We start from the raw sequence: 26,929 nt of genomic DNA, 5'->3' as shown, positions 1-26,929 counted from the left end.
GTGGTGGGGAGGTCGAAGCGGTGTGAGGCGGGGCGGTGTGCGGACCGCGGGGTCAGCGCTTCATCAGCGACCGGTACCACTCATGGAAGTGCTTCATGCCGTCTTCCATGGGGGACTGGTAAGGGCCCACCTCGTTGTCGCCACGGTCCATCAGCGCCTTGCGGCCAGCATCCATGCGGATGGCAATCTCGTCGTCTTCCACGCAGGTTTCCATATAGGCGGCCTGCTGAGCCTCGACGAAATCGCGTTCGAAAGCGACGATTTCCTCGGGGTAATAGAACTCGACAATATTGGCTGTCTTTTGCGGGCCTCGCGGGAACAAGGTGGAAATCACCAGGACGTTGGGATACCACTCCACCATGATGTTGGGGTAGTACGTCAGCCAGATGGCACCCTGCTGCGGCGCTTCGCCCTGATTGAAGCCCAGCACCTGCTGGTGCCACTTTTCGTAGACAGCCGACCCCGGCTTGCTCAGCGCCTTGTTCACGCCCACCGTCTGGACGGAATAGTCACGGCCAAATTCCCACGCCAGGTCGTCGCAGGTGACGAACTGGCCCAGACCCGGATGGAACGGGCCCACGTGGTAATCCTCCAGATAGACCTCGATGAAGGTCTTCCAGTTGTAGTCACACTCGTGGACATGGATGCGGTCAAGCTGGTAGCCGCTGAAATCCAGCGCGCCTCGCGGACCCAGGGCCGCCAGATCGGCCGCAATGTCGCGCCCGTTGTCTTCAAACAGCAGGCCGTTCCACTCCCGCACGCCATAACGATTCAGGTGCAGGCAAGGGTCCTGCTTGAAGTGCGGCGCACCCACCAACCCACCCTTGAGGTCGTAGGTCCAGCGGTGCAACGGGCAGACGATGTTGCTGCTCGTGTTGCCGCGCCCACGCAACATCACCGCCTGCCGGTGCCGGCAGATGTTGGAAATGAGCTGGATGCCGTCTGCGCTACGCACGAGCGCGCGGCCTTCACCCTCCTGCGGGAGGGCGTAATAGTCACCGACCTCGGGCACGGCAAGCGCGTGCCCCAGATAACGGGGGCCATGCTGGAAGATCAGTTCCTGTTCGCGACGGAACAGGTCCTCATCGAAGTAGGAAGTGACAGGCAGCTGGGTGACTGAGGGGGCCGTGCTGCGTTCAAGGGCGCTGAGAGAAATGCTCAGGTCGGACATGATCCAAGAGGGTCTCCAAGAAACCAATGTCAACCGTGACCAGCCACCCCCCAGATCGGGCGAACCGGAATGTTGGACGTGTAAGAAAAATCGCGACGGCTGCCTTCAGCGCTCATGCAATGACCAGTCAGGAATGAGCGATCATGGCCTGGCTTCTAGAGCAACCCGCCGCGTAGGGGAACCGGGGATTGTACCCGGCCGCCCCGACCCCGCACGGCGACCCGCCAGGCCCTCGGATTGCCCTGCGCTGGCGGAAGGTCGCTGCGCCACAATGGTGCAACTTACCTCCTATGACGCTTGTGGCGTTCGATTCACATCCCCCGTTGGTCTAGTCATAGAGCATCAGGGTGGGATGCTTACAATCCCCTTTTTCGCGTTTTGAAATGAGCAAGCCTTCCGCAAGCGCCCAGACCAGTGCCACCTCGGCACTTCAGCCCACCAACGGCTCCGACCCCGTCAGTTATGAACTGGCGGTGGACGAGCTGGAGCGGCTGATTCAGTCGATGGAGGCTGGCCAATTGCCGCTGGACCAGTTGTTGGCCAGTTATCAGCGGGGCGCCGAACTGTTGAAGTTCTGCCGTACCCGTCTGCAGGCCGTTGAACAACAAGTACAAGCGTTGGAAGGCGGCGAAATGCGGCCTTGGGGAGAAGCATAAGTGGATGCAGGAGTGTTCGAGCACTGGGTCAAGCGGGCCCTGCTGGACGTGGAACAAGCCCTGGAGGCCTGGGTGCCGCCAGGCGCGCCAGCGGGTCTGGGCGAAGCCATGCGTTACGCGGTTCTGGGGGCGGGCAAGCGCCTGCGCCCATTGCTGGTGATGGCCGCCGCCGAAGCCGTGGGGGGGGAACGCGAAGCCGCCCTGCGGTCGGCCTGCGCGGTGGAGCTGATCCACGCCTATTCGTTGGCGCATGACGACATGCCCTGCATGGACAACGACGTCCTGCGCCGCGGCAAGCCGACCTTGCACGTGCAATATGGAGAAGCCCAAGCCATGCTGGCGGGCGACGCCATGCAGGCACTGGCCTTTGACGTGCTGACGCCGGACACTGGTGTCGCACCCGCATTGCAGGCACGGCTGTGCCGCCTGCTGGCCCGTGCCAGCGGGTATGACGGCATGGCCGGTGGCCAGGCCATCGACCTCGCCAGCGTCGGCAAGCCGCTGGACGAAACCCAGCTGCGCGACATGCACCGCCGCAAGACCGGCGTGCTGCTGCAGGCCAGCGTCCTGATGGGTGCCGCCTGTGGCGACATCCGTGAGGTGGCGTGGCAGGCATTGAGCGATTACGGTGCCGCCATCGGCCTGGCCTTCCAGGTGGTGGACGACATTCTTGACGTCACCCAGGATTCCGAAGTCCTGGGCAAGACGGCTGGCAAGGATCAGGACAGCAACAAGCCCACCTATGTCAGCGTCCTTGGCCTTGAGCCGGCGCGCGCCTACGCGCACCAACTGCGCGACCAGGCCCACAAGGCTCTGGCCGACAGTGGCCTGGCCGACACCGCCTGGCTCAGCCTGCTGGCTGACAAGGTGGTCGAACGAGACAACTAAAAGGTCCGGTCATGAGTGACAACCATGCGAACCAGCTGCCGCTGCTGAACACCATCGACAGCCCGGCGGACGTGCGTCGCCTCGCTCGCAACCAGCTCCCGCAGCTGGCCGACGAGGTGCGCAGCCATGTGCTGGACAGCGTGTCCAAGACGGGGGGCCACCTCTCGTCCAACCTGGGCACGGTGGAGCTCACCATTGCCCTGCACTATGTCTACGACACGCCGCGTGACCGGCTCGTCTGGGACGTGGGCCATCAGACCTATCCCCACAAGATCCTCACCGGCCGCCGGGACGCCATGAAGACCCTGCGCCAGCAGGGCGGCATTTCCGGCTTCCCGCGGCGGGACGAGAGCGAATACGACACCTTCGGCACCGCCCACTCCAGCACCTCCATCTCCGCCGCACACGGCATGGCGATGGCAGCCAAGCTCAAGGGCGAAAGCCGCCGTGCCGTGGCCATCATCGGCGACGGCGCCATGACGGCCGGCATGGCCTTCGAGGCGCTCAACAACGCCGGTGTGGCCCATGGCGGCCTGCTGGGCGATGTGCTGGTGATCCTGAACGACAACGACATGTCGATCAGCCCCCCCGTGGGTGCGCTCAACAAGTACTTCACCCGGCTGATGAGCGGCAAGTTCTACGCCGCTGCACGCGAGGGCGCCAAGTCGGTGCTCAAGCACACGCCGCTGTATGAATTTGCGCGCCGCTTCGAAGAACACACCAAGGGCATGTTCGTGCCCGGCACGATCTTCGAAGAATTCGGCTTCAACTACGTCGGCCCCATCGACGGCCACGACCTGGATTCGCTGGTTCCCACGCTGGAGAACCTGCGTGACAAGAAGGGCCCGCAGTTTCTGCACGTGGTGACCCGCAAGGGCCAGGGCTACAAGCTGGCGGAGGCCGACCCGGTCAAGTACCACGGCCCGACCCCCTTCAATCCTGCCGAAGGCATCAAGCCCTCCACCGCGCCCGCCAAGAAGACCTTTACCCAGGTGTTTGGCGACTGGCTGTGCGACATGGCGGAGGCAGACCCCAAGCTGGTCGCCATCACCCCGGCCATGCGTGAAGGCTCCGGCATGGTGGAGTTCCACAAGCGCTTCCCGACCCGTTATTACGACGTCGGCATTGCCGAACAGCATGCTGTGACCTTCGCGGGCGGCATGGCCTGCGAAGGCCTGAAGCCGGTGGTGGCCATCTACTCGACCTTCCTGCAGCGCGGCTACGACCAGTTGATCCACGACGTGGCCCTGCAGAACCTGCCGGTGCTGTTCGCGCTGGACCGGGCCGGCCTCGTGGGCGCGGACGGCGCCACACACGCCGGCAACTACGACATCGCCTTCACCCGCTGCATTCCCAACATGAGCGTGCTGACACCGGCGGACGAGAACGAATGCCGCCGGGCGTTCTACACCGGCCATCTGCACAACGGCCCGGTGACCGTGCGTTATCCGCGTGGGGCAGGTGTGGGGGAACCCATCGTCAAGGACATGGTGGCCTTGCCCTGGGGCAAGGGCGAGATGCGCCGCCATTCGGCGCAGCCACAGACACACGGGCACGGCGCCCCGCGCGTGGCCATCCTGGCCTTTGGCACTTTGCTGTACCCGGCGCTGAAGGCAGCCGAGGGGCTGGATGCCAGCGTGGCCAACATGCGCTTCGCCAAGCCGCTGGACGCGGAGCTCGTGGCCGAACTGGCCCGCACCCATGATGCGTTGGTCACGATCGAGGACGGCTGCGTGATGGGTGGCGCAGGCAGCGCCGTGCTGGAAAGCCTGCAGGCCCAAGGCTTCAGCCTGCCGGTGCTGCAGTTGGGCCTGCCGGACACCTATGTGGAGCATGGCGAGCCGGGCAAGCTGATGGCGCAGGCGGGCCTGGATGCCGCGGGCATCGAGCACTCGGTGCGCCAGCGCTTCCTGAACGTGGCATCGCTGCGTTCGGTCGCCAACAAGTAAGCGCCGGACGGCGCCAGGGCCTGCCGTTGTGCAGGCCCTCAGCACCCCAGGCTCCGCTTCAGCGGGCTTGTCTTTCCTGCATGTCTGCCAGCACGCCTCTGACCGCGTCGATGTACGCGGCGGCAAGCGCATGCCGGGGCCGGTGTTGCGGCAGCAGCGCCTGGATGCGGAAGGGCACGGAGACCGAGAACGGCCGCACCACCAGCCCGGTCCCTGCCTCCGAACCGGTCCCTGCGCAGGCCCAGGCGGTGAGCGGGTTGACCAGGGTGATGCCCAATCCCTGCTGGACCAGGGCACACACGGCGATCGCACTGTGGGTCTCGGCCTGCAGGCGCCGCTGCACGCCAGCCGCGTTGAAGATGGCGTCGAACTGGCGTCGGTACGGGTCGTCGGCCGCCAGGCTGACGAAGCGCTCGCCTTCGAAGTCGCGCGGTTCCAGCATCGGCCGCTGCGCCAGCGAATGCCCGGCGGGCAGCACACACACCTCATCCAGCTCCGCCAGGGTTTCGCTCTCCGTGCCAGGCACGGTGCCCGTGCTTTCGCTCAGCCCGATGTCGAACCGCTGGGCCGCCATCCACTCTTCCAGCAGCGGTGACTCCTGCGGGGTCAGCGAGAGGGCGGCCTGCGGATGCTGCGCCAGCCAGCGAGCGCTGGCCATGGGCAGCAAGGCATGGGCCAGAGCCGGTAAGGTCAAGACCTGAAGCTGCTCATCTTCCGCACGCCCCAGTGACTGGGCGCGGGCGATCACCTGGTCCAAGCCCTGGTAGACGCGCTGAACCTCATCGAACAGGGCAAGCGCCCGTGCCGTCGGCTTGACCCGGCCGGCGCCGCGCTCAAACAGCGCATAACCCAGCAGGCCCTCCATGCGAGCCAGTTCCCGGCTGATGGTGGGCTGTGAAGTGAACAGCAACTGGGCGGCGCCTGTCACGCTGCCGGCCGTCATCACGGCACGGAACACTTCAATATGGCGGTGGGACAGAGACATCGCGCGCGATCCATTCATCATTGGGCGGAGCAGGGTGGCTGCTCGCGGAAGCGCCCGTTCGAAGAAGCCATGAAGAGGTTTCCTGAAAACCTCCTGTCATATCAACAGTGAATGTAGTGCGAAAAACAAAGCATTTGAGTGAATGGCCGACCGGCGCGATGCTTCGGACATTCTCTGGCCACCGTCTGCAAGATATGCCGCAAGCTCTGACGCCCGCACGGGCACGCTTTTTCAAGGAACTCACCGCGCGCTTCGGCACACCGCTGTGGGTGTATGACGCGGAACTGATCCGTGAACGAGCAGGCGCGCTGCGGCAGTTCGACGTGGTCCGTTTTGCCCAGAAGGCCTGCTCCAACACCCACGTGCTGCATCTGCTGCGGGAGCAGGGGGTGAAGGTGGACGCGGTATCTCGCGGCGAAGTGCTGCGGGCGCTGGCCGCCGGCTTCACCGTCGGACAAGGCGAGGACGTCGTGCATTCGGACATCGTCTTCACCGCCGACCTGTTGGACCGCGAGACGTTGCGGACCGTGGCCGAGCACCGGGTGCCGGTGAATGCCGGCTCCATCGACATGCTGGGCCAGTTGGCCCAGGTGTCGCCCGGCCATCCGGTCTGGTTGCGCCTGAACCCTGGTTTTGGCCATGGCCACAGCAACAAGACCAACACGGGCGGTGAGCACAGCAAGCATGGCATCTGGCACGAGCAACTGCCGCAGGCGCTGGCCGCCATCCGCGAGCAGGGCCTGCAGCTGATCGGCTTGCACATGCACATCGGCTCGGGGGTGGATTACCGACATCTCGCCGAGGTCTGCGGCGCGATGGTGGAACTGGTCCGCCAGGTTCGTACGGCCGGGTTGGACCTGCACGCCATCTCGGCTGGTGGCGGACTTTCGATTCCTTACCAGCAGGGGGATGCGCGCATCGATCCGGCACATTACTTCAGCCTCTGGGATGCGGCGCGCCAGCAGGCGCAGGCCGTGATCGGCCACCCGTTGTCGCTGGAGATCGAGCCCGGCCGCTACCTGGTGGCCGAATCAGGGGTTCTGCTCGCCGAGGTGCGGGCGGTCAAGCAACAGGGCAGCCAGCACTTCCTGCTGGTGGATGCTGGCTTCAATGAGCTGATGCGCCCCGCCATGTATGGCAGCTTCCATGCGATGGACCTGATTGCAGCGGACGGCGTCGAACGCCCGCAACGCGCGACCGTGGTCGCGGGACCCCTGTGTGAAAGCGGAGATGTGTTTACGCAGGCCGACGGCGGCGTGGTCCTGACACGCGACCTGCCCGAGGCGCGCGTGGGGGACCTGCTGGTCATCCATGACACCGGCGCCTACGGGGCCTCCATGTCCAGCAACTACAACAGCCGGCCGCTGATCGCGGAAGTGCTGGTTGACGCGGGCCGCGCGCGGCTGATCCGCCGGCGTCAGACGGTGGAAGAACTGTTGTCGCTGGAGCAGGTCTGAAGGAAAAACGGTTGAAAAACCGGCCCGGGCAATCTATGAATGATGACTATCGGGTGACTTATCTTTGATAGTCATCATCAATAGCCTGAGCCAATAAGCCTCATTGGGGAATTCAACTCCGCCACTGGGGGGATCCCCCTATCATTCCGTCATCCCATCAACCCAACAGCGAGACGAGAGATGTCCCTGATCAATACCCAAGTGCAGCCCTTCAAGGCCCAGGCCTTCCATAACGGCAAGTTCATCGAGGTGACGGAAGAGTCGCTCAAGGGCAAGTGGTCCGTGCTGATTTTCATGCCGGCCGCCTTCACCTTCAACTGCCCGACCGAAGTCGAAGACGCTGCTGACAACTACGGCGAATTCCAGAAGCTGGGCGCCGAGGTGTACATCGTCACCACCGACACCCACTTCTCGCACAAGGTGTGGCATGAAACCTCGCCGGCTGTCGGCAAGGCCAAGTTCCCCCTGATCGGCGACCCGACCCACGCCCTGACCAACGCTTTCGGCGTGCACATCCCTGAAGAAGGTTTGGCACTGCGCGGCACCTTCGTGATCAACCCGGAAGGCGTGATCAAGACGGCTGAAGTGCACGACAACGCGATCGCTCGCGACGTCAAGGAAACCCTGCGCAAGGTCAAGGCTGCCAAGTACGTGGCCGAGCACCCGGGCCAGGTCTGCCCCGCCAAGTGGAACGACGGCGAGAAGACCCTGACCCCGTCGCTGGACCTGGTCGGCAAGATCTAAATCCCTGCCCCTACCTGGATTCGGTTGAGGATGTTCCTCACCCAATCTTTGCCAATGCAACACTCGCGGGCCGTTTGGGCTCGTGGGTGGGGTGCTGGCCGCCCTGTGATGGTTCACAAGGATCGGAATGATCCAGGGAGGCCGGTTCTCAAAGTCGCTTAGCGCTTGAACAAACGAACAAGCAAGAAAGGAAGTAAACGATGTTGGACGACAACCTCAAGGCGCAGCTCAAGGCCTACCTGGAGCGGGTGACGCTGCCGTTCGAAATCGAGGCTTCGCTGAACGACTCTGAGAGCTCCACGCAGCTCAAGCAGCTGCTGCTGGACATCGATTCGATGTCCGACAAGATCACGCTCAAGCTGGATGGCACCGATGCCCGTCGCCCCTCCTTCAGCCTGAAGCGCACGGGTACCGAGCAGAGCCTTCGCTTCGCCGGCATTCCGCTGGGCCACGAATTCACTTCGCTGGTGCTGGCCCTGCTGTGGACCGGCGGCCATCCGCCCAAGGTGGAGCAGTCCACCATCGACCAGGTCAAGGGCCTGGACGGCGACTACGCCTTCGAGGTGTACATGTCCCTGTCCTGCCACAACTGCCCGGACGTGGTGCAGGCGCTGTCGCTGATGGCCGTGCTCAACCCCCGTGTGAAGACCGTGATCATCGACGGCGGCCTGTTCCAGGACGAAGTCAATGCCCGCGAGATCATGGCCGTGCCGGCCGTTTACCTGAACGGCTCGCACTTCGGCTCCGGCCGCATGACGGTGGAAGAAGTGGTTGCCAAGCTGGACACCAATGCGGGTGCCAAGGACGCTGCCAAGCTGTCGGCCAAGGAAGCCTTCGACGTGCTGGTGGTCGGCGGCGGCCCCGCGGGTGCTGCGGCTGCCGTGTACGCCGCCCGCAAGGGTATCCGTACCGGTGTGGCGGCGGAGCGGTTTGGTGGCCAGGTGAATGACACGCTGGCGATCGAGAACTACATCTCGGTGCTGTCCACGGATGGCCCCAAGTTCGCGATGGCCCTGGAGTCCCACGTCAAGGATTACGGCGTGGACGTCATGAACCTGCAGCGTGCGGACAAGCTGGTGCCGGCCACCACCCCGGGAGGCCTGATCGAGATTCAGTTGGCCAACGGCGCATCGCTCAAGAGCAAGACGGTCATCCTCTCCACCGGTGCGCGTTGGCGCAATGTGAATGTGCCCGGCGAAGCCGAGTACAAGAACAAGGGCGTGGCCTACTGCCCGCACTGCGATGGCCCGTTGTTCAAGGGCAAGCGCGTGGCGGTGATCGGTGGCGGCAACTCGGGGGTGGAAGCCGCGATCGACCTGGCCGGTATCGTCCAGCATGTGACGCTGCTGGAGTTTGGTGACCAGCTGCGCGCCGATGCGGTGCTGGTGAAGAAGGCGGAAAGCCTGGCCAACGTCACCATCATCAAGCAAGCCCAGACCACCGAGCTGACAGGTGCCAACGGCAAGCTCAATGGCCTGAACTACACGGACCGTGCGACGGGTGAAGCCCGCCGGGTGGAACTGGAAGGTGTGTTTGTGCAGATCGGCCTGGTGCCCAACACCGAATGGCTGCGAGGCACGCTGGAACTGTCCAAGCACGGCGAGATCATCGTGGACGCCAAGGGCCAGACCTCGGTGCCGGGTGTGTTTGCGGCCGGTGATGCCACCACGGTGCCCTACAAGCAGATCATCATCGCCGCCGGTGATGGTGCGAAGGCGGCGCTCTCGGCCTTTGATCACCTGATCCGCAACTGATCAAGAAAAAAGATCGGCGCCGCTCCCCAACCGGGAGCGGCGCCTTTTTGTTGGCGTGACGGCGGATGTGGCGCGAGACTTGCCCGCAAACGGGCAGGACACAACAGCCAGGAGTTCGCCATGACGTCATATCCCGCCGAGGTGGTGACCGAGTCCATCAACGTCCCTGCGCGCCAGGTTTACGACTTTGCCCGCACGATGGAGAACCTGACCCTGTGGGCCTCCGGGCTGGCCTCCGGGATCCGGCAGGAAAACGGCGAGTGGTTTACCGATTCCCCCATGGGGCGGGTGAGGGTGGCGATGGCGCCGCCGAATGACTTCGGCGTGCTGGACCACGATGTGACGCTGCCACACGGCCCCACGGTGCACAACGCCTTTCGCGTTTCGCCCTCAGGCAGCGGCTGCGTGCTGACCTTCGTGGTGCTGCGGCTGCCGGGCGTGACCGACGAGGCCTTCAAGAACGATGTAGCGCATGTGACGCGCGACCTGAAGACGCTCAAGGCCTTGCTGGAGCGCGCCCCGGCCACGTGAGCGCACGCCGGTTCGGGACGCCTAGCTCCCCGCGCCTTCTTCGACACCGTCGCCAGCTCCCAGGGCACAGTCCCCGCCCCGTGCCCCGGCGGCATTCCCTCTCGACGTGTTGCTCCTCGCAGAGGTTCCCTAGGCATTCCACTGAATTTGCGGCGCGGAAATCCCGCGACCTGACATGACGGCCCCCGCCGCCGCCGATGCGCCGCCATCATGGCGCCGACGCCGTTACGGCGAGTGATGCAGGGAGTCTTCGATGTCGCGCATGAGTGTGGTGGTGCTGGTAGTCCTGGCGGGTTTGTGGTGGGCGCTGGCGGGCAGCGTCAAGCGGGTGATGCCGCCGGACCGGGTGGTGATCCAGGCCGGCCCGCCCGGTGGTTCGTTTGACACACACGCGCGCCGCTACGCGGACGTGCTGCGGGCGCAGGGGCTGCGTGTGGAAGTCCGCCATCAGGAGGACAGCCTGCGCATCATCGATCGGCTCGACGATGCCGCCAACGGCGTGCATGTCGGCTTCACGGCGCAGCGCGTGGAGGCCGGCAGCCATCCTGCCGTGGCCTCCGTGGGCGTGGTGGAGTTGCAGCCCCTCTTCCTCTTCCTGCGACGTGGGCAGCCAGAGCCCACGACCCTGGCGGGGCTGGCCGGCCGCCGGCTGGTGATGCCGCAGGCCAACAGTGCCACGGCGCAGGCCACGCGTGATGTGCTGGCGCGTTATGGTGTCACGCCCGCCAACACCACCTTCAGCTACACGCAGATGGCCGACGCGGCCACCGCGCTGCAGAGCGGCCAGTTCGACGCCGGCTTCTTCATGCTTTCGCCGGGCAACCCGGTGGTGCGGCGGCTCACCGAGGACCCCCACCTGGTCATGTACTCGTTGGCGGACAGCGTCGGCATCGCCCGCAATATCGACTACCTCAAGCCCGCCACGCTGGTGAGAGGCGCGTTTGACCTGCGCGCCCCGTTGCCGGCCCATGACGTGTCTCTGGTGGGGGCGACGGTGAACGTGGTGGTGCGCGAGGACATCCACCCCGCCGTGCTTTACGCGCTGCTGCAGGCCATGGACGAGGTCCACAAGGGCCAGACGCTGGTCTCCGACCCCGGTGAATATCCGCGTCAGACCGGCGCCGTGCTGCCGGTGCATCCGCTGGCGCTGGAATGGGGCAAGAGCGGCACGCCCTGGCTGTTCACGCATCTGCCGCCTGCCGTCGCCGGTGTGGTGGATGCCTACTGGGCGCCCGCCCTGGCCATCCTGGCGCTGGTGTCGGCCATCGGCACCCTGCAATCACTGACGGGGTTCATCGATGGCGCCATCCTCGGCGTCGCGCTGCAGTGGCTGGGTTGGCTGGAGAGCCGGGTGGCGCGCGGCCGGCGCCCGGGCTGGCTGGGGCGTCATCTGTTCCGGCTGGTAGAACCAGTGGTGTTGCGCAAGGGCCGGGAGCAGATCGCGCGGGACCGACTGGAGCATCTGCGGCCCCATATGTAGAGCGCGGAGGTGGATCTCCGCGGCGGAGATCTGCGGCGGATCTCTGGGGCAGATGTCCGAGGCAGAGGTTCAAGGCAGAGGTTCGAGGCAAAACGCCGAGCTTAGGCCGCCCGCCGCTGACCGAGCAGCCAGTCCAGCGGCCTTTGAGTCAGCCGGATCAAGCCGTTGACGCCATGGCGCATGGCGATGAAGACCAGCACCACGCAGCCCATGAGGCCCAGGCGGTCCACGGCGCCGGGCAACTGTTCCAGGGCCTTGAGCGTGACCGCCGTCGCCTCTGTCACCCCGACGGCAGCGCCAAAACCGCTGGACAGCACCATCACAAAAAAGCACCGCACCAGGCCGGTCAGGAACAGTTGCACGCCGGCCGAGGCCCCGGCACGCCAGTCCTGCGCGGCGGGCTGGAAGGTATCCGCCACATAGGCTGCTGCGTAGGCCGCCAGAGCCAGTGCTACCGCGCCCTCGGGTGAGATGCCCCAACGGGCGGGCGTGGCATGCAGCAGCACATACATCACGACAAACGCGGGCGCGGCGCGCAGCAGCGCGATCGTCAGCCCCGCTGCGCTGGCGCCCAGGCGGAGTGGCCATGAGGCAGATCCTGTGGCGGAACTTGCGGCGGAACTTGCGGCGGAACCTGTGGCGGTGTGCGCACTGGCGGACGGCAGGCACAGCAAGCCCAGCAGCAGCCCGATGGGCAGGCCCACGGCCAGTGCGTGGGCCGCCACGGACAGGTTGGTACCGAGCGCGCGGAAAAACACGGGCGCGAACGTGGGCAGCGTATGCAGCAGCGCGAAGTTCATGATGAGGCCTTGGTTGGGGAGTGGACGAGACCGCCTACGTGGCGTACGGCTGCAGCCGCGCCTGCACCCGCTTCAGCAGTGCCACCACCAGCGAGACCAGGGCCATGTAGAAGATCAGCAGCAGGCCGAAGGTGGTGGTGGATTCGGCGGAGAACGAGGCGATATCCGTCTGTGCCGCCAGCAGCTCCGGCACACCGATCAACGACGCGACCGGACTGCCGCGTGTGGCATTGGCCGCGAAGGACGCAATTTGTGCCCGCGCATGCAGGGCGGCCGCCAGCAGGCCGGCCGGCCGTCCCGCATCACGGAGGTGCCTGCGGGCTTCTGCCACCGCCTGCCCGGCATTGCTGCCGTTGAACAGCCCCAGCACCACCACCGCCACGGCCCAGGCCATGACCGGCGTGACCAGCCCCGCACTGCTGAGCAGCATGCCGGCCGCCGCCATGAACATCACCATGGGCGTGGACTGCACGACCTGCAGCACACACCACAACGGCCAGCGCAGCCAGCGCGAACGCGCGCACAGGCCTGCACCGAAGCCCAGCGCCAGCAGCACGGTGGCCAGCACCGCCCCGGCCACCAGGGCCAGCGAGTAACCGACGCCCTCCAGGAACAGGCGCCAGGCCACCTGCGTCTTGAGCATGGCCAAGGTGATGTCCAGCTTCCAGGTGGCCTGCAGCCAGCGCTCCAGCGCTTCGGCGGCCCCCGCGACGGCGGTGGGCGCCAGCCGGTTGTCCCGCGGCGGATCCACGCAGGCGGGGTCGTCCGGGGCCGACGCCGCATTGCACGGCGGTGCAGACCAGCGGACCTGCTGCGACATCAGCCACGGCATGCCCACGCCATGCTGGCGGGCCAGCCGCAGCAGCGTGCCATCGCGGTGCAGCCAGCGCAGTTCACGCGCCAGCAGCTGGGCCAGCGAGCTGCTCCTGCGGTTCACCACGATGCCCCAGGGCAGGGGGGCGAAGGACAGCTTCACTTCATAGTGGCGCGGCAGCAAGGGCAGCAGCAGGCTGTCGTCATGCGCGGCCAGGGGGCAGGTGCCGTTCTGGATCTGCTCCACCAGGCGGCGGGCGCTGCTGAACAGCATGAGGCGGGCGCCGTGCACGGCCAGGTCCGCATTGGTGGAGTTGCCGATGGTGACGCAGACGGTGTGGCCCGCCAGGGCGTCGAGGCTGTTCACCGCGTGCAGCGCTGCGTCTCGCTGGCCCACCACCACCGTGTGGGATTCGAAGTAGTGCGGGCGCACGAACAGGGCCTGTTCGTCCCGCTGCACCGTGTGGCCGGTGGTGGCGATCAGCATGTCCACGCGGTCCTCGCCCAGCACCACCATGCGGTCTGCGGCACTGACCTCGACGAAACGGATGTCCACGCCCATGCGTTCGGCGAGCAGGCGCGCCAATGCGGGCTCGAATCCCTGTGGGCCGTCGGGCGTGGACTGGCCGAAGGGCGGGTAGTCCGCACGGACGCCCACGCGGATCTCCTTGCGGCAGGTCACGCGCTCGAGCGTCTCCATGGCGGCGGGGCAGGGGCCCTCGGCATCGCCGGCCACCAGTTGGCTGAGCCGGGTCGGCCGGTCGACAGCGGCTGCCGCGTGTGCCGGCTCCCCGAGCAGCAGCCCGGCGACGGCGAGCACAGTCGGGCCGATTCGCGACATCAGGGCGGGGCGCAGGCATAACCAGGCGTGCCTCATCCACCGGACCTCGGTGGGCGGCGCGGGCGCTCTGATGGACCTCGTGTGCGCATCAGACGGGCGCGGCATGCCGGATCTCGACCACGTGGAAGTCGCAGAAGACATACGGCCCGATGCGATGCAGCGATTGCCCGTCATGCCGCTCCAGCCAGCCGGCGGGCAACACCTGCAGCTTGCTGGGCGGCACGATCGCGGTCACCGTCTCCACCACCTCGGCGCGAAGTCCGCAGGCGGCCAGCTGCTGCAGCGTGAGCGCCCAGCCCACGAAGCTGCTGTGCGTGATCAGCGCCAGGCCGTCGGGCGCGAGGTGTTGACCCAGGCCCGCCAGAAACCGATCCAATACCTCACGCCCCTGGGGGCCGCCGTTGCTCCAGCTGCGCAGGCGGTGGAGTTGCGGCGCATCGTCCAGCACCGGCAACTGAGGCGGGTTGAACACGACCAGGTCGAACGTCTGGGTGTCGACGGGTTCCCACAGGTCACCGCAATGGACCGATGCCGCGGGGAAGCCCTCTGCCAGCAGCAACTCACGGGTGCGCTGGACTGCATCCGATTCAATGTCCACACCCATGACCTCGCGGGCGCCGGCGCGCGCCAGCGTGGCCAGCACGACGCCGCTGCCGGTGCCGATCTCCAGCACACGGCCGGTGCAGGCAGGGCGCGACCACAGCTGTCTCAGCAGGGCGGCGGTGTATTCAGAGGGGCGAAAAACATCATCGTGGTACATGGACATCAGCTCCGGCATGAGGCGTCATGCTGAGCGGATGCCCGAGAACGGACCATCGGCAAATCGCTGAGATCGCGGGCGCGATTCTCGGGAGTTGGGGGGGAGTTGGGTGGGCGTTGGCGGGCCGCATCCCGAATCGAGGCCTGCTCAGCCCCGAGACGTGAAGCCGCGCGCCGTCAGAAGTCGTAGACGTGTTCCACCGTGTCCCGGGCATGGGCGGCCCGTCGCAATTCCTGCCCCAGCTGCGCAATGGGAACCGCGATGACCACACGCCGCTGGCCCGGGCGAGTCAGGATGGGCTGCTCGAACAGCAGCCGACCCTGCTGCAGCGCCCAGGCCGGTGAAACCAGTTCGCTGATGACGATCTCACCCTGGTTGCCCGCGACGCTCAGGAAATCGATGTCCTGCGCGGCCAGCCAGACGGCGTAGGTGGTGAAGCCCTCGTAGCGGGGAATGGTCGCCAGCTGCGGGCCCTTCGCCACGATGGGGCCCAGTGGACGGTAGTCGGGGTGGTCGGAGCCATCCACGTCTCCCAGGCTACAGGCGGGGCCTGGCGCCGGGTTGCGGCTCAACACCACCGCCGTCACCGGTTTGGGCGGGTCGTACAGCGTCTGCGTGCCCAGCTTGATCATGCGGGCATAACCCGCCTTGACCAACAGCTCGGTGGTGAGCAGGTAGCGCCGCTCCCATTTGCGCAGCAGGTCCGGGCCGGCCATCGGCACATCGCGCCAGAGCATCTTCAACTGCGAGGCGAAGTCAAACTGGTACCAGGGGTCCACGCGGATGAAATCCACGTAGGACTGGGCGTAGCGCGCCGCGAAGCGTTCCTCTTCCACCGGCGCACCGCTGCGCAGTCCTTCGGCCAGACGGCCGATGGTGCGTTCATACACGCCCTTGAGCGCATATTCCACGGTGGTGCTCACGCCGATCACCATCACCATCAGGTGATAGCCACCATTGAACGGCCAGGCCTGGATCTGCCCATTGATCGCCCCGTAGGACTGCCAGAACTGGCCGATATGGGAGAAGAGCGGGAAGCGGCTGGCTGGGGCGCCGGTGCCCAGATAGGCGGCGTATTCCGCCGGGCTGTGCACCAGGTACCACTCGGGGAAGGTCAGGAAGGTCTGGTCCGGGGTGCGCTGGTGCTCCGGCGGCGTGGCCGGTAGCGCGGGGGCGAGCGCAGCCCCCACGCCGGTCGCCACCAGGCACAGGCTGGTGGCCAGAGCCCGCAGCCAGGTCCTCATGTTGTGGCCTCGCGGGTCGCCGCGTGCTCATCGGTGCTGGGCCGAGCCTCGACAACCGGCAGAGTGCCGCTGCTGATGCTGCTGTCGGGCTTGATGAAGCAGAACAACGTGTTCAGTGTCGGGTCATTGGCCTGCAGCAGCCGGTGGCCAGTGTCGACAAAGCCGGCCGTCGCGAGATGCGCCACCCAGTCCTGGGCGCTGGCAAAGTAGCGCAGCTCGTTGCGGTTGCTGTCCCAGGTCTCGCCCAGCCCGGCATTGAACACGGTGTGGGCCAGCGAGACCAGGGCCCCGAGGTTTTCGTCCTGCACATCGTGGTCACGCACGATGAAGGCGCCACCGGGTTTCATCACGCGCAATACCGAGCGCAGGAAGGGCCGGAGCTTGTCCACCGTCATGTGGTGCAGACCGATGTAGCAGGTGACCAGGCCGATGCTGTCCGAGGCGATGGCATCCGGCAGCGGCGCGTAGTCGGCCAGGGGGAAATGGCGGCCGATGCGCGACAGGCGGCCGCGCTCCAAGATGTCCACGGGCGAGTTCGATTGCGGGCGTTCCTCCACAAAGACCCGGTCACCGGTCAAGGTCAGCGCCTTGGCCAGGCCGCCGTAATAGCGGCCCTTGGAACCGATTTCCAGATAACCATCGAAGGCCCGTCGGGGCAGGACCTCCAGCGTCTGCCGTGTCATCTCCGCCTTCTGCGTGAACAGCGCAGGCAGCGCGTAGCGCAGGTCGGCTGCGGCGGGCTTGATGCCGGGCAGGCATCGCTGGATCTCGCGGTAGATGCTTTCCTCATCGGTATGCCGGGCGGTGGCCTGCGCAATGAGGTGATGGAAGCGGTCCTCCGGTGCGGTGTGGAAGACGTTTTGCAGGAACAGATAGAAGGCGTCGGAGAGCCGCGTGTCGCCGAAGACGCGGTGGAAGTCGGTGGCGGGCTGGATCTCGTGGCCCGCAGGTGCCGAGAGTGGCGGGGCCGTGGCGGCGCGGGCGGGGGCACTGGGCTGCGCGCCGGGCCAGTATTGGTCCCAGAGCGCATTGGTGAAGCGGCCCTGCGGGTCCAGCCGACGCTTGAGCTCGAAGAGTTCACGGGCGCGGGGATAGGCGCGGTGGAACTGCTCGTGGGTGGCATGCGGTTGATAGGGCAGGTAGTAGGTGCCGCCGACGGACAGCGCTGCGTCGATCAGTTCGCGGGTCCAGACGGCCACGCGCCGGCGCGCGTTCTCGCGGGTGCGCTGCTTGTGATACAGCACGAACGCGAAGGTTTCGGTGGGGGCCCAGGCGAGCACCGTGTCCTTGTCCGGCATGGCATGGCGGATGGAGATGTTCAGCGCATTGACCCGATGGCGGTTGAGGATCTCCGCCATCCGGGGAACGAAATCCAGCAGCCGCTCCACCGGCACGAAGTACTCCTGCAGCACGTAAGTGCGATGCATGCGCGACGGCGGCTCCAGCTCGGCCACGTCGTAGCCTGCCTCGTAGTTGCGCCAGTGGACCTTGCTGCGCAGGTACAGCAATGGGTCGATGAGCTTTTCGCGCCGCTCCTTGCCCAGGGGCGTCTCGGAAACCGACCAGAGGAAGTACTGATGCAGCGGGTAGGCACGGCCGGGCGTCTGCAGCCGGTCCGGCACCGTGGCCGGCTTGCTGGTCTCGCACCAGGTCACCGCCCGCACGCTGCTGTAGTGCGGTGCGTACAGGTCGGCATTGTGAAAGACGGCGGCGGGGTTGTTGCGTACCTGGTCCTTGAAGAAGGACCAGTAGGCGGACAGGGGCATCACGGCGTCGGTACGTTCGACCCGCTGGTTGATGTCCAGCGCCAGTTCCACTTCCACGATCACGCCCAGCGCGCCGTAGCCGCCGATGGCGCCCCGGAACAGATCGGCGTTGTGCTCGCGCGTGGCTTCAACGGCGCTGCCGTCATGCAGCACCACGCGAATGGCCATTACTGACAGCACCAGGGGCCCCAGGCCCACGTAGCGGCCGTGGCAGTTCACGCTCAGCGCACCGCCAACGGTGAAGTTGGCGTAGGTCTGCATGATCTTCACGGACAAGCCGTGGGGATCGATGAAGCGCTGGATGTCGCACCAACGCACACCCGCCTGGACGCGGATGGTGCGCTGCGTGGGCGAGAAGGCGACGATGCCGTTGAGCGAGCGCATGTCGATGTGCAGGCTGCCCGGGCTGGCGGTCTGCCCGCCCATACTGAAGCGCCCGCCGCCGATGGAAACCGGCCCGGTGGTCCGGCGCATGGCCTCCTGGACGTCCTCGACCGACTCCGGGGCGACGATGGCCATCACACGCACCGGATTCAGCCCGGTGACATCATTGACGACGTGGTGGGCAGGGGTGCTCATGGCGTCCTTAGGTGGTACCGAGGCCGGCTCAGGATGGGCTTCGGCGGTTGATCAGGCCTTTATGCCGGCTTGATCATGGGGTGTGGGGCAGAACACTCAGGTAGTCGACGGCCATGGTGGCCTGGAAGCGCGCTGCGGCAGGGGACCTGCGGCGCAGGCCGCATTCCACGATGAGGATCAGCGGGCCCAGCACCGGCACCACGGCGGCGAGCAGCCACCATGCGGAATGGCCGCGGTCATGCAGGCGCCGTCCCCAGCTGGAAATCAGCAGCACGGTGGCCAGCAGAGCGGCCAGCCAGCCCAATGGGGTGTGGGCCATCGTGATGGCGAGCCAGAGCACCAGTGGCACGATGGTGCACTGGCGAAACCAGAAACCGGCACGCGTGAGCGTGCCTGTAGTCTTGACTTCTTTGCATGCCGCTGCGATCAGGCGCATGTCTTTTCCTCCCGGGCCGACATCATGCCGCAAGGTGGCCCGAGCGATGGCGGCGGCGATGCTGGTATGCAACGAGCTGTTGTGCCGGTGGGGATTGACGTGATCGATTTCGCGGGGCTGGCGGCTGTGTCCTGGACTGTCCGCTGCGCTGTGCCTCCTCCTGAGGCAGTGCGCAGGGCGCAGACAAGAAAAAAGCGCGGCCAGGCCGCGCTTTTCATGACCGGAAACCGGCAGACGTTCAGTGCTTGTTGGCGTCCTTGGCCACTTCCTTGGCGTCACCGTAGGACTTTTGCACCTTGCCTTCGGCCTGGCGAGCCAGACCCTTGGCTTGCTGTTCGGTGCTGCCGATGGCTTCACCGGTCTTTTGTTGCACCTTGCCGGCTGCGTCCTTGACAGCGCCCTTCACTTGATCCTTGTTCATGGCAATTCTCCAATGGTTGGTTGCAGGGTTCCGCGCACTCGAAGAATTCGCGGGAGGCAATTGCATCGTAGGCATGCGTGGTCCGGCGCGGTGCAGGTGCAGGGGTGGTTCTGTTGTCAGTGCGGACCTACGGCTGTAGCGAACTACGCAGGGCGAACAGGGGACAGGACACCCGGTGGCCAGCGGGGCCTCTTTTCTTCGGCGGCTGTTCGGCGCAGCATGCCGGCCCATGGCGCACCTCCAATTCACCGCCCAGCTCCACCGTTACGTGGACACGCCTGTGCTCGACTGCGATGTGACGCAGCTGGGCCAGGCCCTGGCGCAGGCATTTGCGCTGAACCCGCGACTGCGCGACTACATCCTGGATGAACAGGGCCACCTGCGCACCCATGTGGCCGTCTTCATCGATGGACAGCGAGCCCGGGACCGGCAGGGGCTCACCGACCCGCTGGGGCCGCAATCACGCGTGTATGTGCTGCAGGCACTGTCAGGGGGCTGACGGCGGCTGAACCGCCGAGCTTTTTAGATCTCATCACAACCACAACAGGAGACGTCCATGACGACCACCGCCTGGATAGGCACCCGAAAGGGGCTGTTCGAGATGCAGCAGCGCGATGGCGATGCCTGGACCGTGGCCCGCCACCACTTCGTGGGCGATCCGGTCACCATGGTGCTGCCACCCGCGGCCACGGGCGGGCGGCTGCTGGCCGCGCTGAACCTGGGCCACTTCGGCTGCAAGATCCAGGCGTCCGATGACGGGGGCGACCATTGGCAGGAACTGCCCGCCCCCGCTTTTCCGGCACAGCCCGAGGGGGCCGAAGGGCCGCCCTGGAAGCTGCAGCAGATCTGGGCCCTGGAACGCGGGCCGGACCAGCGCCTGTGGGCGGGCACCATCCCGGGCGGACTGTTTGTGAGCGAGGACGATGCTGTGTCCTGGCGGCTGGTGGAATCGCTCTGGCACAAGCCGGAACGCTTGGGCTGGTTTGGCGGGGGGTACGACGCGCCCGGCATCCATTCCATCTGCCTCGATCCGGCCGACCCGCAGCGTGTGCTGTTGGGAATCTCCTGTGGTGGCGCATGGCGCAGCGAGGACGGCGGGGCACAGTGGCGCATCAGCGCCAAGGGCATGCGGGCGGATTTCATGCCCCCCGAGCAGGCGGGTGAGGAGAACACCCAGGACCCGCATCGCATCGTCGCCAGCGAGTCCGACCCCGAAGTGCTCTGGTGCCAGCATCACAACGGGGTCTGGCGCAGTGAGGACGGCGGGGCCCATTGGGATGAGCTGAAGCCGCCTATATCCGGTTTTGGCTTCGCGGTGGCGGCCCATGCGTCTGACCCGCTGACGGCCTGGTTTGTGCCGGCCATCAAGGACGAGCGGCGCCTGCCGGTGGACGGCGCCCTGGTGGTGAATCGCACGCGGGACGGCGGGCAAAGCTTCGAGACCCTGCGGGTGGGGCTGCCGCAGCAGCACTGCTATGACCTGGTGTACCGCCACGGCTTGGCGGCTCACGCCGATGGCCGGCGGCTGATGATGGGGAGCACCACCGGCAATGTGTGGGCCAGCGGCGATGGCGGGGACCACTGGCGCAATGTTTCGCACACGCTGCCGCCCGTGTATTGCGTGCGGTTTGGATGACCTGGTGACCAGGCCGCAGGGGGTTAGGCGCGGGGGCCCTCGCCCTCGTGTGCGGACCGGGCGCCTGGTGCTGACAGCCCGGACGGCCCTGACAGCCACGGCTGCCACTCCGCACCGGCGGGCGCTTCCAGCCTGAGCCGCTCGCCCGTGGCGGGGTGCATCAGGTCCAGCTGATGCGCATGCAGCCATAGCCGCTGCAGGCCGAAGTGCGCCGCCAGTGCGCGGTTCAAGGGGCCCTTGCCGTAGTTGGCATCGCCGATGATGGGATGAGCAAGATGTTTCAGATGCCGCCGGATCTGGTGGCGTCGTCCCTGCACGGGTTCGCAGGCCATCAGGCTGATGCGGGTCTCCGGGAAGCGTGGGGCAGTCGTCACCGGCACGGTGAGGCGGTTCAGACAATGCCAGTGCGTGGTCGCTTCCAGGTGCGGTTGCCCTTCCGACGGCAGTTCCGGGTCCCGCGCCAGTGGGTGGCTCACGCTGCCATTGTCCGCCCCGGGCCAGCCGCGCACGAGTGCGAGATACCGCTTGTGCGTGAGGCGCTCGGCCAGGGCCACGCCCAGCCGGCTGGCCATGTCGGCGCTGAGCGCAAACACCAGCACACCGGAGGTGCCACGGTCGAGCCTATGCACAGGCCAGACGGGTTGGCCCAATTGATCGCGCAGACGCTGCAGCGCGGCGTCCTGCTCATGCGCATCCAGGGCGGTGCGGTGGACCAGCAGGCCGGCCGGCTTGTTCACGACGGCCAGATGCGCGTCAAGATGCAGCAGGGGCAGTGGCGCACGAGGCTGCGCGGCATCGGGCAACGATTCCGGGGCGGTGGCCGGATGCGGGGGCGGGAACGGGGCTGTAGTCATGGGCAGCATGGGCGCTAGCAAGCAGAAACGGAGGCGGGGCGGCGCGGCTCAGCCCAGATCACCGTCCCGATACAACCAGGCACCGTCCACCCGCTCGAACCGGCTGGTCTCCTGCAGCCGGTGGGCGCGGCCGCCCAGCTTGCTGCGAGCCACAAACGTCACCGTGGCGTGGGTGGCGTCCTGCACCTCGTGGCGTTTGACCTCCAGCCCCAGCCAGGTCAGGCCGGGTTCGTTGGGTTCCAACTGCGCAGGCCGGGTCAGCGGATGCCAGGTTGCCAGCAGATAACCGGGGAGTTCCAGCACAAAAGCGCTATAGCGCGAACGCATGAGCGCTTCCGCGTCCGGTGCCTCCAGGACCCCGCGCTGTTCAAAGGCCGCATGCAATGCGCCGCAGCAGCGCCCGTAGGCGGTGGGGCGGCCGCAGGGGCAGGGGGCATCGGGGCGGAAAATTTCGGGCTTCATCGGGCCGGCATCATGCCATCCTCTCTAGAATGGCTGGATGAATTCCCAGGATTTCGGCGCGCCCGGCGCCCACCATGCCCACGGCACGCCAGACCACGAGGACGGCCAGGACGCTCAGAGCGACCTGTTTCGTCCACGCGTGCCGCGTGGCTTGCTGGACAACCTCAACCCCGAGCAGCATGCGGCAGTGACGCTGGGCCAGGAGCCTGCGCTCATCCTGGCCGGTGCCGGCTCGGGCAAGACCCGGGTGTTGACCACGCGCATCGCCTGGCTGATGAGCCAGGGCGTGATCACGCCGGCCGGCGTGATGGCCGTGACCTTCACCAACAAGGCCGCCAAGGAAATGGTGACCCGGCTCTCCGCCATGCTGCCGGTCAACGTGCGCGGCATGTGGATCGGCACCTTCCACGGCCTGTGCAACCGCTTCCTGCGCGCGCACTGGAAGCTCGCCGGCCTGCCGCAGGGTTTTCAGATCCTGGACGCCGGGGACACGGTCTCCGCCGTCAAGCGGGTCATCAAGGCCATGAAGCTGGATGAGGAGCGTTTTGTTCCCAAGCAGGTCTCGTGGTTCATTGCCGGTGCCAAGGAAGACGGCCTGCGCCCGGGCGATATCGACCTGCGTGACGAGCAGACCCGCAAGCTGGTCGAGATCTACCAGAACTACGAAGACCAGTGCACCCGCGAAGGGGTGGTGGATTTTGCCGAGCTGATGCTGCGTTCGTTCGAGCTGATGCGCGACAACGCCGCCGTGCGGGAGCACTATCAACGCCGCTTCCAGTACGTGCTGGTGGACGAGTTCCAGGACACCAACAAGCTGCAATATGCCTGGCTGAAGATGTTCGCGCCGCCAGGGCGCGGCCAGGGTGTCTTTGCGGTCGGAGATGACGACCAAAGCATCTATGCGTTCCGTGGTGCCCGCGTCGGCAACATGAGCGACTTCGAACGCGAATATCGCGTGCAAAAGGTCGTCAAGCTGGAGCAGAACTACCGCAGCTTCGGCAACATCCTGGACGCGGCCAACGCGCTGATCAGCAACAACACCCGCCGCCTGGGCAAGAACCTGCGCACCGATGCAGGGGCCGGCGAGCCGCTGCGGGTGTATGAGGCCAGCAGCGACTTCGCCGAGGCGCAGTGGCTGCTGGAAGAGGCGCAGGCGCTGCATCGCCAGGGGCTGGCGCGCAAGGAGATTGCGGTGCTGTACCGCAGCAACGCGCAGTCCCGTGTCATCGAGTCGGCGCTGTTCAATGCCGGGGTGCCCTACCGCGTGTATGGCGGCTTGCGCTTCTTCGAACGGGCGGAAGTCAAGCATGCGCTGGCCTACCTGCGCCTGATCGAGAACGCCAACGACGACACCAGTTTCCTGCGCGTGGTCAATTTCCCGGCGCGTGGCATTGGTGCCCGCACGGTGGAGCTGCTGCAGGATGCCGCCCGCCAGAGCGGCCGCTCGCTCTACCAGAGCGTGGCGGCGGTGAGTGGCCGTGGTGGCATCAGCCTGGGCAACTTCGTGGGCATGGTGGACGCCATGCGTCAGGCCACCACAGGCCTGACCTTGCGCGAGATCATCGAGCACATCATTGAGGCCTCCGGGCTGGCCGACTTCTACCGTGCCGAGAAGGAAGGCGAAGAACGGCTGGAAAACCTGGGGGAACTGGTGAACGCTGCCGAGGCCTTTGTCACCCAGGAAGGATTTGGCAAGGACGCGGTGGCGCTGCCGGTGGATGAACACTCACCGGGCCAGATTGCCGACGGTTTCCCCTCCGCCATCGCCGCTGCCGCGCCGGCCACGCCGGATGCGGAGACGGGCGAGATCATGTCGCCGCTGGCGGCCTTCCTCACCCACGCCTCGCTCGAGGCCGGGGACAACCAGGCCCAGGCGGGCCAGGACGCCATCCAGCTGATGACGGTGCACTCGGCCAAAGGACTGGAATTCGATGCGGTGTTCATCACTGGCATGGAAGAGGGGCTGTTTCCGCATGAAAACTCGCTGTCCGATGCAGACGGACTGGAGGAGGAGCGCCGCCTGATGTATGTGGCCATCACCCGGGCCCGGCAGCGGCTGTACATCAGCTTCTGCCAGACCCGGATGCTGCACGGCCAGACCCGCTACAACATCAAGAGCCGCTTCATGGAGGAGCTGCCCGAGGAAACCTTGAAGTGGCTCACACCCCGCAACCAGGGCTTTGGCTCCGGCTTTGCGAAGGACTACCAACAGGCCTGGCAGCGGGGCTCGGGCCTGAAGTCCATGGTGGGCGCGGGCCGGGTGGAACCGCCCAGCTTTGCGTCTGCGCCTGTGCCTTCTTCAATGAAGCAGTCCGCCGCCCAGAAGACGGGCGACGAACACGGCGGCTTGCGGGTGGGCAAGGGCGTCTTTCACAACAAGTTTGGTGAAGGCGTGCTGCTGACGCTGGAAGGCAGCGGGCCGGACGCCCGGGCGCAGGTTAATTTTGGCCGGCACGGCGTGAAGTGGCTGGCGCTGAGCGTGGCGAAGCTGACGCCGACGGATTGACGTACACCCTCCGGTTGGCGGCCCAATCAAATGGGCGACTGAATTGGAGGGAGAACGGAAGCCGTTAGAGTCGGGGCGGTGCTTTCATAAGAGTCCAGGAATCTGGACCTATCGATGCCGGGAGGGAGGGTGAACTTCTCTGCAGTCTGGAAAGCCATGCGTACCGTCGTTCCTCTCGATCCTCCTCACGACCCTACCGTGCTGGACGCCGCCTCCCTGGGTGCGGCTATCCGCTCGGCACGCACCCGCTCGCGCATTCCCCTGGTGGAAGCGGCAGACGCCATTGGCGTGTCCCGCCAGACGATGATCAACATCGAGAAGGGCGGCGCAGGCGTGGGCCTGCCGACCGTGCTGCGGGCCGCCCGGGAGTTGGGCGTGACCCTGTTTGCGGTGGCTGCCACCGAACGTGAAGTGGTGCGTCGCGCCATCCTGGCCACTCGCGACGAGGATTAGGCCGGTGGAGGTGCAGGTGTGGCTGGATGACCAGCCCGCCGCCGTGCTGGACAGCCGGCCGCAGGTGGTGGCGCCGCTGCCGCCGGGGCGCGCTGCCGACTCTGCGCAGCAGCAACCGCCGCCGCTTGCTTTGCGCTACCTGCCGGAGTGGATGGCAAGCTTGCGCGCTTATCCCTTGAGCCCGCGGCTGCCGTTGAACGGCGGGCCCCATGGGCCCTATGGGCGCCAACTGTCCCTGGAAATCCATCGGCCCGATGCGTCCGATGCGCCCAAAGCGCCCAAAGCGCCCAAAGCGCCCAAAGCGCCCAAAGCGCCCGATGTGCGCGATACATCCGATGTGCGCGATACATCCGATGCGCGCGATGCACCTGACGCGCACGATGCACCCGATGGGCGCGATGCACCCGATGAGCCGCAAGGGGCTTGGCAGCTCGACACAGCGCTTTATCTTGAACACCTACTCCCCCATGGTGAAGCCCGGCGAGGATTGGCGGCCGCATTAAATGTGGGCGAGGACAACGCCCTGGCGCTGCTGCGCGCGGCGGGTGACGACCTGCCAGGCGCCGTGGCCTTACGGGCCATCGGACCGGGACGGCCGCCCCACAGGCTTCAGCAACGGGTGATCGCCCCGCGGGAATTGGCCGATCGCCTCCAGGCACCAGCTTCGGCGTGGTTGACGGACGCGGCCAGCGGTGAAGCGATGCCCTGGTGGCCGGTGGCGCCCGGGGCTGCAGACCGGCCGCTGCTGGGGGTCTATCTGGATCAGGGGCAATGGTGCTGGACACGAACCCCCGAGCTCGCCTCTACCCACCTGTTGGAGGCGCCGCCCCTGGGCCCGGCGGGGGCGGATCTGCTCTTCAACAAACTGTTCTGCCTGCGCCTGGCGGCGCGACTGGGCCTGGACGTGGTGGCCGCTGAGGTGCGGCGGGTGCCGGTGCCCGTGCTGGAATTGCGGCGGATCGACCGGCATCGGCTGGCCGACGGTCGGGTGCGCCGTCTGCATGTGGTTTCTGCGGCGCAAGTGTTAGGGCTGCCGCCGCCGGATGCGGAGGATCTCGATTCCTCGCACGCCGTTGGGGCCACCCAGCCCTGGGCGCGACTCGGTGCGTTGGTGGCGGAAAGCCCGCTGCCACTGGTGGATCGGCGGGCGCTGATCCGCTGGTGGATGTTCCTGCAGTTGATCGGGCAGCGGGATGCGTCGCCCAGCGATCTGTGGTTCCGCCTGGATCACGCCGGGCTTCGTCTGGCCCCGCTGATGAACCTCTGGTGCCCCCCGGCGCTTGGGATCCCGGCGCCTGACGAGCAAGGCAATACCGCGCAAGGCAATACCGCGCAAAGCAATACCGCGCAAAGCAATACCGCGCAAAGAAGTGCCGTGCAAAGCAGTGCCGTGCAAAGCAGTGCCGCGCGGATTGGCATGGTGCCACCTGCGGCTTCCACGCGGGACTGGGTGCTTGCGGCCCAGGCTTGCGGCGTCAAGCCCCGCAGCCTTGCTCACGAACTGCGCCGCCTGAGCACTGCAGCGCCCGTGGAGGCGAAAGCCCTGGCCAGCACCTTGGCGGATCAGGTGCCTGCCACGACCCTGTCGGCGATTGTGGAGGTTGTGCAGGTCACCAGCCGTGCCCAACGGGGCCTCGCGGACGACCTGCTTCATACTGACTCTGGCAGGCGCTAAGGGCGCCCCGTATCACGCACTGCATGCCGCACGGCACCATGCACGGCACGGCGCCCTGCCTCACGCCT

The 26,929-nt window shown here is 66.4% G+C and carries 24 protein-coding genes; 13 read left to right on the top strand and 11 right to left on the bottom strand.

The features are described 5' to 3' along the window. Positions 1-52 precede the first annotated feature (52 nt). Positions 53-1,171: an aromatic ring-hydroxylating oxygenase subunit alpha gene (locus BMY53_RS24155; RefSeq protein ID WP_092949549.1), complete on the bottom strand. Its 1,119-nt coding sequence runs from the start codon at positions 1,169-1,171 to the stop codon at positions 53-55. A gap of 383 nt (positions 1,172-1,554) precedes the next feature. Between BMY53_RS24155 and xseB the strand changes: the two genes are divergently transcribed. The 3 genes from xseB to dxs are packed head-to-tail and all read left to right on the top strand — an operon-like array spanning position 1,555 to position 4,664. After that, positions 1,555-1,827, top strand: a complete 273-nt coding sequence (gene xseB / locus BMY53_RS24150) for an exodeoxyribonuclease VII small subunit (RefSeq protein WP_092949547.1) — start codon at positions 1,555-1,557, stop codon at positions 1,825-1,827. After that, positions 1,828-2,715, top strand: a complete 888-nt coding sequence (locus tag BMY53_RS24145; RefSeq protein WP_177201035.1) for a polyprenyl synthetase family protein — start codon at positions 1,828-1,830, stop codon at positions 2,713-2,715. An 11-nt stretch (positions 2,716-2,726) separates the two neighbouring features. Then, complete coding sequence (dxs, locus tag BMY53_RS24140) at positions 2,727-4,664, top strand: 1-deoxy-D-xylulose-5-phosphate synthase (protein WP_092949545.1); 1,938 nt, start codon at positions 2,727-2,729, stop codon at positions 4,662-4,664. Positions 4,665-4,722: 58 nt separating this feature from the next. On the opposite strand, the gene BMY53_RS24135 is transcribed toward dxs, so the two are convergent. Beyond that, entirely contained in the window at positions 4,723-5,670 is a 948-nt protein-coding gene (locus BMY53_RS24135) for a LysR family transcriptional regulator (protein WP_218151301.1), read from the bottom strand. Positions 5,671-5,843: 173 nt separating this feature from the next. On the opposite strand from BMY53_RS24135, the gene lysA reads away from it, so the two are divergent. The 5 genes from lysA (at position 5,844) to BMY53_RS24110 (ending at position 11,615) form a co-directional block, all read left to right on the top strand. Beyond that, the gene (gene lysA, locus BMY53_RS24130) at positions 5,844-7,106 is read left to right on the top strand and encodes a diaminopimelate decarboxylase (protein WP_092949541.1); all 1,263 of its coding nucleotides are present in this window, start codon (positions 5,844-5,846) and stop codon (positions 7,104-7,106) included. Between the two features lie 180 nt (positions 7,107-7,286). After that, a complete protein-coding gene (gene ahpC, locus BMY53_RS24125) occupies positions 7,287-7,850 on the top strand; it encodes an alkyl hydroperoxide reductase subunit C (protein ID WP_092949539.1) in 564 nt (187 codons plus the stop codon). Positions 7,851-8,050: 200 nt separating this feature from the next. Continuing rightward, positions 8,051-9,604, top strand: coding sequence for an alkyl hydroperoxide reductase subunit F (ahpF, locus tag BMY53_RS24120; protein ID WP_092949537.1), 1,554 nt, complete (start codon positions 8,051-8,053; stop codon positions 9,602-9,604). A gap of 120 nt (positions 9,605-9,724) precedes the next feature. Next, the gene (locus BMY53_RS24115) at positions 9,725-10,135 is read left to right on the top strand and encodes an SRPBCC family protein (RefSeq protein WP_092949535.1); all 411 of its coding nucleotides are present in this window, start codon (positions 9,725-9,727) and stop codon (positions 10,133-10,135) included. 253 nt (positions 10,136-10,388) lie between these two features. Beyond that, the gene (locus tag BMY53_RS24110; RefSeq protein WP_092949533.1) at positions 10,389-11,615 is read left to right on the top strand and encodes a TAXI family TRAP transporter solute-binding subunit; all 1,227 of its coding nucleotides are present in this window, start codon (positions 10,389-10,391) and stop codon (positions 11,613-11,615) included. 101 nt (positions 11,616-11,716) lie between these two features. Here BMY53_RS24110 and BMY53_RS24105 read toward each other — a convergent pair whose 3' ends face one another. From BMY53_RS24105 to BMY53_RS24075, 7 genes are all read right to left on the bottom strand, one after another. Next, a complete protein-coding gene (locus BMY53_RS24105) occupies positions 11,717-12,415 on the bottom strand; it encodes a hypothetical protein (RefSeq protein WP_092949531.1) in 699 nt (232 codons plus the stop codon). A gap of 34 nt (positions 12,416-12,449) precedes the next feature. Then, positions 12,450-14,105, bottom strand: coding sequence for a transporter substrate-binding domain-containing protein (locus tag BMY53_RS24100; protein WP_177201034.1), 1,656 nt, complete (start codon positions 14,103-14,105; stop codon positions 12,450-12,452). 52 nt (positions 14,106-14,157) lie between these two features. Continuing rightward, positions 14,158-14,829: a HemK2/MTQ2 family protein methyltransferase gene (locus BMY53_RS24095; RefSeq protein WP_177201033.1), complete on the bottom strand. Its 672-nt coding sequence runs from the start codon at positions 14,827-14,829 to the stop codon at positions 14,158-14,160. Between the two features lie 176 nt (positions 14,830-15,005). Then, complete coding sequence (locus tag BMY53_RS24090) at positions 15,006-16,073, bottom strand: hypothetical protein (protein ID WP_092949525.1); 1,068 nt, start codon at positions 16,071-16,073, stop codon at positions 15,006-15,008. Further along, a complete protein-coding gene (locus BMY53_RS24085) occupies positions 16,070-18,418 on the bottom strand; it encodes an FAD-binding protein (RefSeq protein ID WP_092949523.1) in 2,349 nt (782 codons plus the stop codon). The genes BMY53_RS24090 and BMY53_RS24085 overlap by 4 nt, the downstream gene beginning before the upstream one ends. 73 nt (positions 18,419-18,491) lie before the next feature. Beyond that, on the bottom strand, positions 18,492-18,854 hold the full coding sequence (locus BMY53_RS24080; protein ID WP_092949521.1) for a DUF805 domain-containing protein: 363 nt from the start codon (positions 18,852-18,854) through the stop codon (positions 18,492-18,494). Between the two features lie 238 nt (positions 18,855-19,092). After that, positions 19,093-19,275: a CsbD family protein gene (locus BMY53_RS24075; protein ID WP_092949519.1), complete on the bottom strand. Its 183-nt coding sequence runs from the start codon at positions 19,273-19,275 to the stop codon at positions 19,093-19,095. Between the two features lie 229 nt (positions 19,276-19,504). Here BMY53_RS24075 and BMY53_RS24070 point away from each other — a divergent pair, with 229 nt between their 5' ends. Beyond that, positions 19,505-19,774, top strand: a complete 270-nt coding sequence (locus tag BMY53_RS24070) for a MoaD/ThiS family protein (protein ID WP_092949517.1) — start codon at positions 19,505-19,507, stop codon at positions 19,772-19,774. 57 nt (positions 19,775-19,831) lie between these two features. Continuing rightward, positions 19,832-20,911: a WD40/YVTN/BNR-like repeat-containing protein gene (locus tag BMY53_RS24065; RefSeq protein WP_092949515.1), complete on the top strand. Its 1,080-nt coding sequence runs from the start codon at positions 19,832-19,834 to the stop codon at positions 20,909-20,911. A gap of 23 nt (positions 20,912-20,934) precedes the next feature. Here the strand turns inward: BMY53_RS24065 and BMY53_RS24060 are convergent, their stop codons facing one another. Continuing rightward, positions 20,935-21,765 carry a pseudouridine synthase gene (locus BMY53_RS24060; protein ID WP_255370360.1) on the bottom strand — a complete coding sequence of 277 codons (831 nt, stop codon included), beginning with the start codon at positions 21,763-21,765 and terminating at the stop codon, positions 20,935-20,937. A 48-nt stretch (positions 21,766-21,813) separates the two neighbouring features. Further along, positions 21,814-22,227 (bottom strand): YchJ family protein, encoded by a 414-nt coding sequence (locus BMY53_RS24055; protein WP_092949511.1) that lies wholly within the window; start codon positions 22,225-22,227, stop codon positions 21,814-21,816. A 37-nt stretch (positions 22,228-22,264) separates the two neighbouring features. Between BMY53_RS24055 and BMY53_RS24050 the strand changes: the two genes are divergently transcribed. The 3 genes from BMY53_RS24050 to BMY53_RS24040 all read left to right on the top strand — a co-directional run bounded on the left by BMY53_RS24050 (position 22,265) and on the right by BMY53_RS24040 (position 26,861). Further along, positions 22,265-24,733 carry a UvrD-helicase domain-containing protein gene (locus tag BMY53_RS24050; RefSeq protein WP_092949509.1) on the top strand — a complete coding sequence of 823 codons (2,469 nt, stop codon included), beginning with the start codon at positions 22,265-22,267 and terminating at the stop codon, positions 24,731-24,733. A 156-nt stretch (positions 24,734-24,889) separates the two neighbouring features. Next, positions 24,890-25,186 carry a helix-turn-helix transcriptional regulator gene (locus BMY53_RS24045; protein ID WP_177201032.1) on the top strand — a complete coding sequence of 99 codons (297 nt, stop codon included), beginning with the start codon at positions 24,890-24,892 and terminating at the stop codon, positions 25,184-25,186. 4 nt (positions 25,187-25,190) lie between these two features. Continuing rightward, positions 25,191-26,861: a HipA domain-containing protein gene (locus tag BMY53_RS24040; RefSeq protein ID WP_092949505.1), complete on the top strand. Its 1,671-nt coding sequence runs from the start codon at positions 25,191-25,193 to the stop codon at positions 26,859-26,861. Positions 26,862-26,929 lie beyond the last annotated feature (68 nt).

The organism is Roseateles sp. YR242 (assembly GCF_900109745.1).
Lineage (GTDB): Bacteria > Pseudomonadota > Gammaproteobacteria > Burkholderiales > Burkholderiaceae_C > Roseateles.
This window is presented reverse-complemented; position numbering and strand designations above follow the sequence as displayed.

What these genes read in the sequence shown, in the direction of transcription:
- ahpF (WP_092949537.1), top strand. Translation starts at nt 8,051, where the DNA reads ATGTTGGACGACAACCTCAAGGCGCAGCTCAAGGCCTACCTGGAGCGG.
- BMY53_RS24080 (WP_092949521.1), bottom strand. Translation starts at nt 18,854, where the DNA reads ATGCGCCTGATCGCAGCGGCATGCAAAGAAGTCAAGACTACAGGCACG.
- dxs (WP_092949545.1), top strand. Translation starts at nt 2,727, where the DNA reads ATGAGTGACAACCATGCGAACCAGCTGCCGCTGCTGAACACCATCGAC.
- BMY53_RS24070 (WP_092949517.1), top strand. Translation starts at nt 19,505, where the DNA reads ATGGCGCACCTCCAATTCACCGCCCAGCTCCACCGTTACGTGGACACG.
- BMY53_RS24095 (WP_177201033.1), bottom strand. Translation starts at nt 14,829, where the DNA reads ATGTACCACGATGATGTTTTTCGCCCCTCTGAATACACCGCCGCCCTG.
- xseB (WP_092949547.1), top strand. Translation starts at nt 1,555, where the DNA reads ATGAGCAAGCCTTCCGCAAGCGCCCAGACCAGTGCCACCTCGGCACTT.
- BMY53_RS24050 (WP_092949509.1), top strand. Translation starts at nt 22,265, where the DNA reads ATGAATTCCCAGGATTTCGGCGCGCCCGGCGCCCACCATGCCCACGGC.
- BMY53_RS24115 (WP_092949535.1), top strand. Translation starts at nt 9,725, where the DNA reads ATGACGTCATATCCCGCCGAGGTGGTGACCGAGTCCATCAACGTCCCT.
- BMY53_RS24055 (WP_092949511.1), bottom strand. Translation starts at nt 22,227, where the DNA reads ATGAAGCCCGAAATTTTCCGCCCCGATGCCCCCTGCCCCTGCGGCCGC.
- BMY53_RS24090 (WP_092949525.1), bottom strand. Translation starts at nt 16,073, where the DNA reads ATGAGGACCTGGCTGCGGGCTCTGGCCACCAGCCTGTGCCTGGTGGCG.
- BMY53_RS24065 (WP_092949515.1), top strand. Translation starts at nt 19,832, where the DNA reads ATGACGACCACCGCCTGGATAGGCACCCGAAAGGGGCTGTTCGAGATG.
- BMY53_RS24060 (WP_255370360.1), bottom strand. Translation starts at nt 21,765, where the DNA reads ATGACTACAGCCCCGTTCCCGCCCCCGCATCCGGCCACCGCCCCGGAA.
- BMY53_RS24105 (WP_092949531.1), bottom strand. Translation starts at nt 12,415, where the DNA reads ATGAACTTCGCGCTGCTGCATACGCTGCCCACGTTCGCGCCCGTGTTT.
- BMY53_RS24045 (WP_177201032.1), top strand. Translation starts at nt 24,890, where the DNA reads ATGCGTACCGTCGTTCCTCTCGATCCTCCTCACGACCCTACCGTGCTG.
- BMY53_RS24100 (WP_177201034.1), bottom strand. Translation starts at nt 14,105, where the DNA reads ATGAGGCACGCCTGGTTATGCCTGCGCCCCGCCCTGATGTCGCGAATC.
- BMY53_RS24155 (WP_092949549.1), bottom strand. Translation starts at nt 1,171, where the DNA reads ATGTCCGACCTGAGCATTTCTCTCAGCGCCCTTGAACGCAGCACGGCC.
- BMY53_RS24075 (WP_092949519.1), bottom strand. Translation starts at nt 19,275, where the DNA reads ATGAACAAGGATCAAGTGAAGGGCGCTGTCAAGGACGCAGCCGGCAAG.
- BMY53_RS24085 (WP_092949523.1), bottom strand. Translation starts at nt 18,418, where the DNA reads ATGAGCACCCCTGCCCACCACGTCGTCAATGATGTCACCGGGCTGAAT.
- BMY53_RS24135 (WP_218151301.1), bottom strand. Translation starts at nt 5,670, where the DNA reads ATGATGAATGGATCGCGCGCGATGTCTCTGTCCCACCGCCATATTGAA.
- BMY53_RS24110 (WP_092949533.1), top strand. Translation starts at nt 10,389, where the DNA reads ATGTCGCGCATGAGTGTGGTGGTGCTGGTAGTCCTGGCGGGTTTGTGG.
- lysA (WP_092949541.1), top strand. Translation starts at nt 5,844, where the DNA reads ATGCCGCAAGCTCTGACGCCCGCACGGGCACGCTTTTTCAAGGAACTC.
- ahpC (WP_092949539.1), top strand. Translation starts at nt 7,287, where the DNA reads ATGTCCCTGATCAATACCCAAGTGCAGCCCTTCAAGGCCCAGGCCTTC.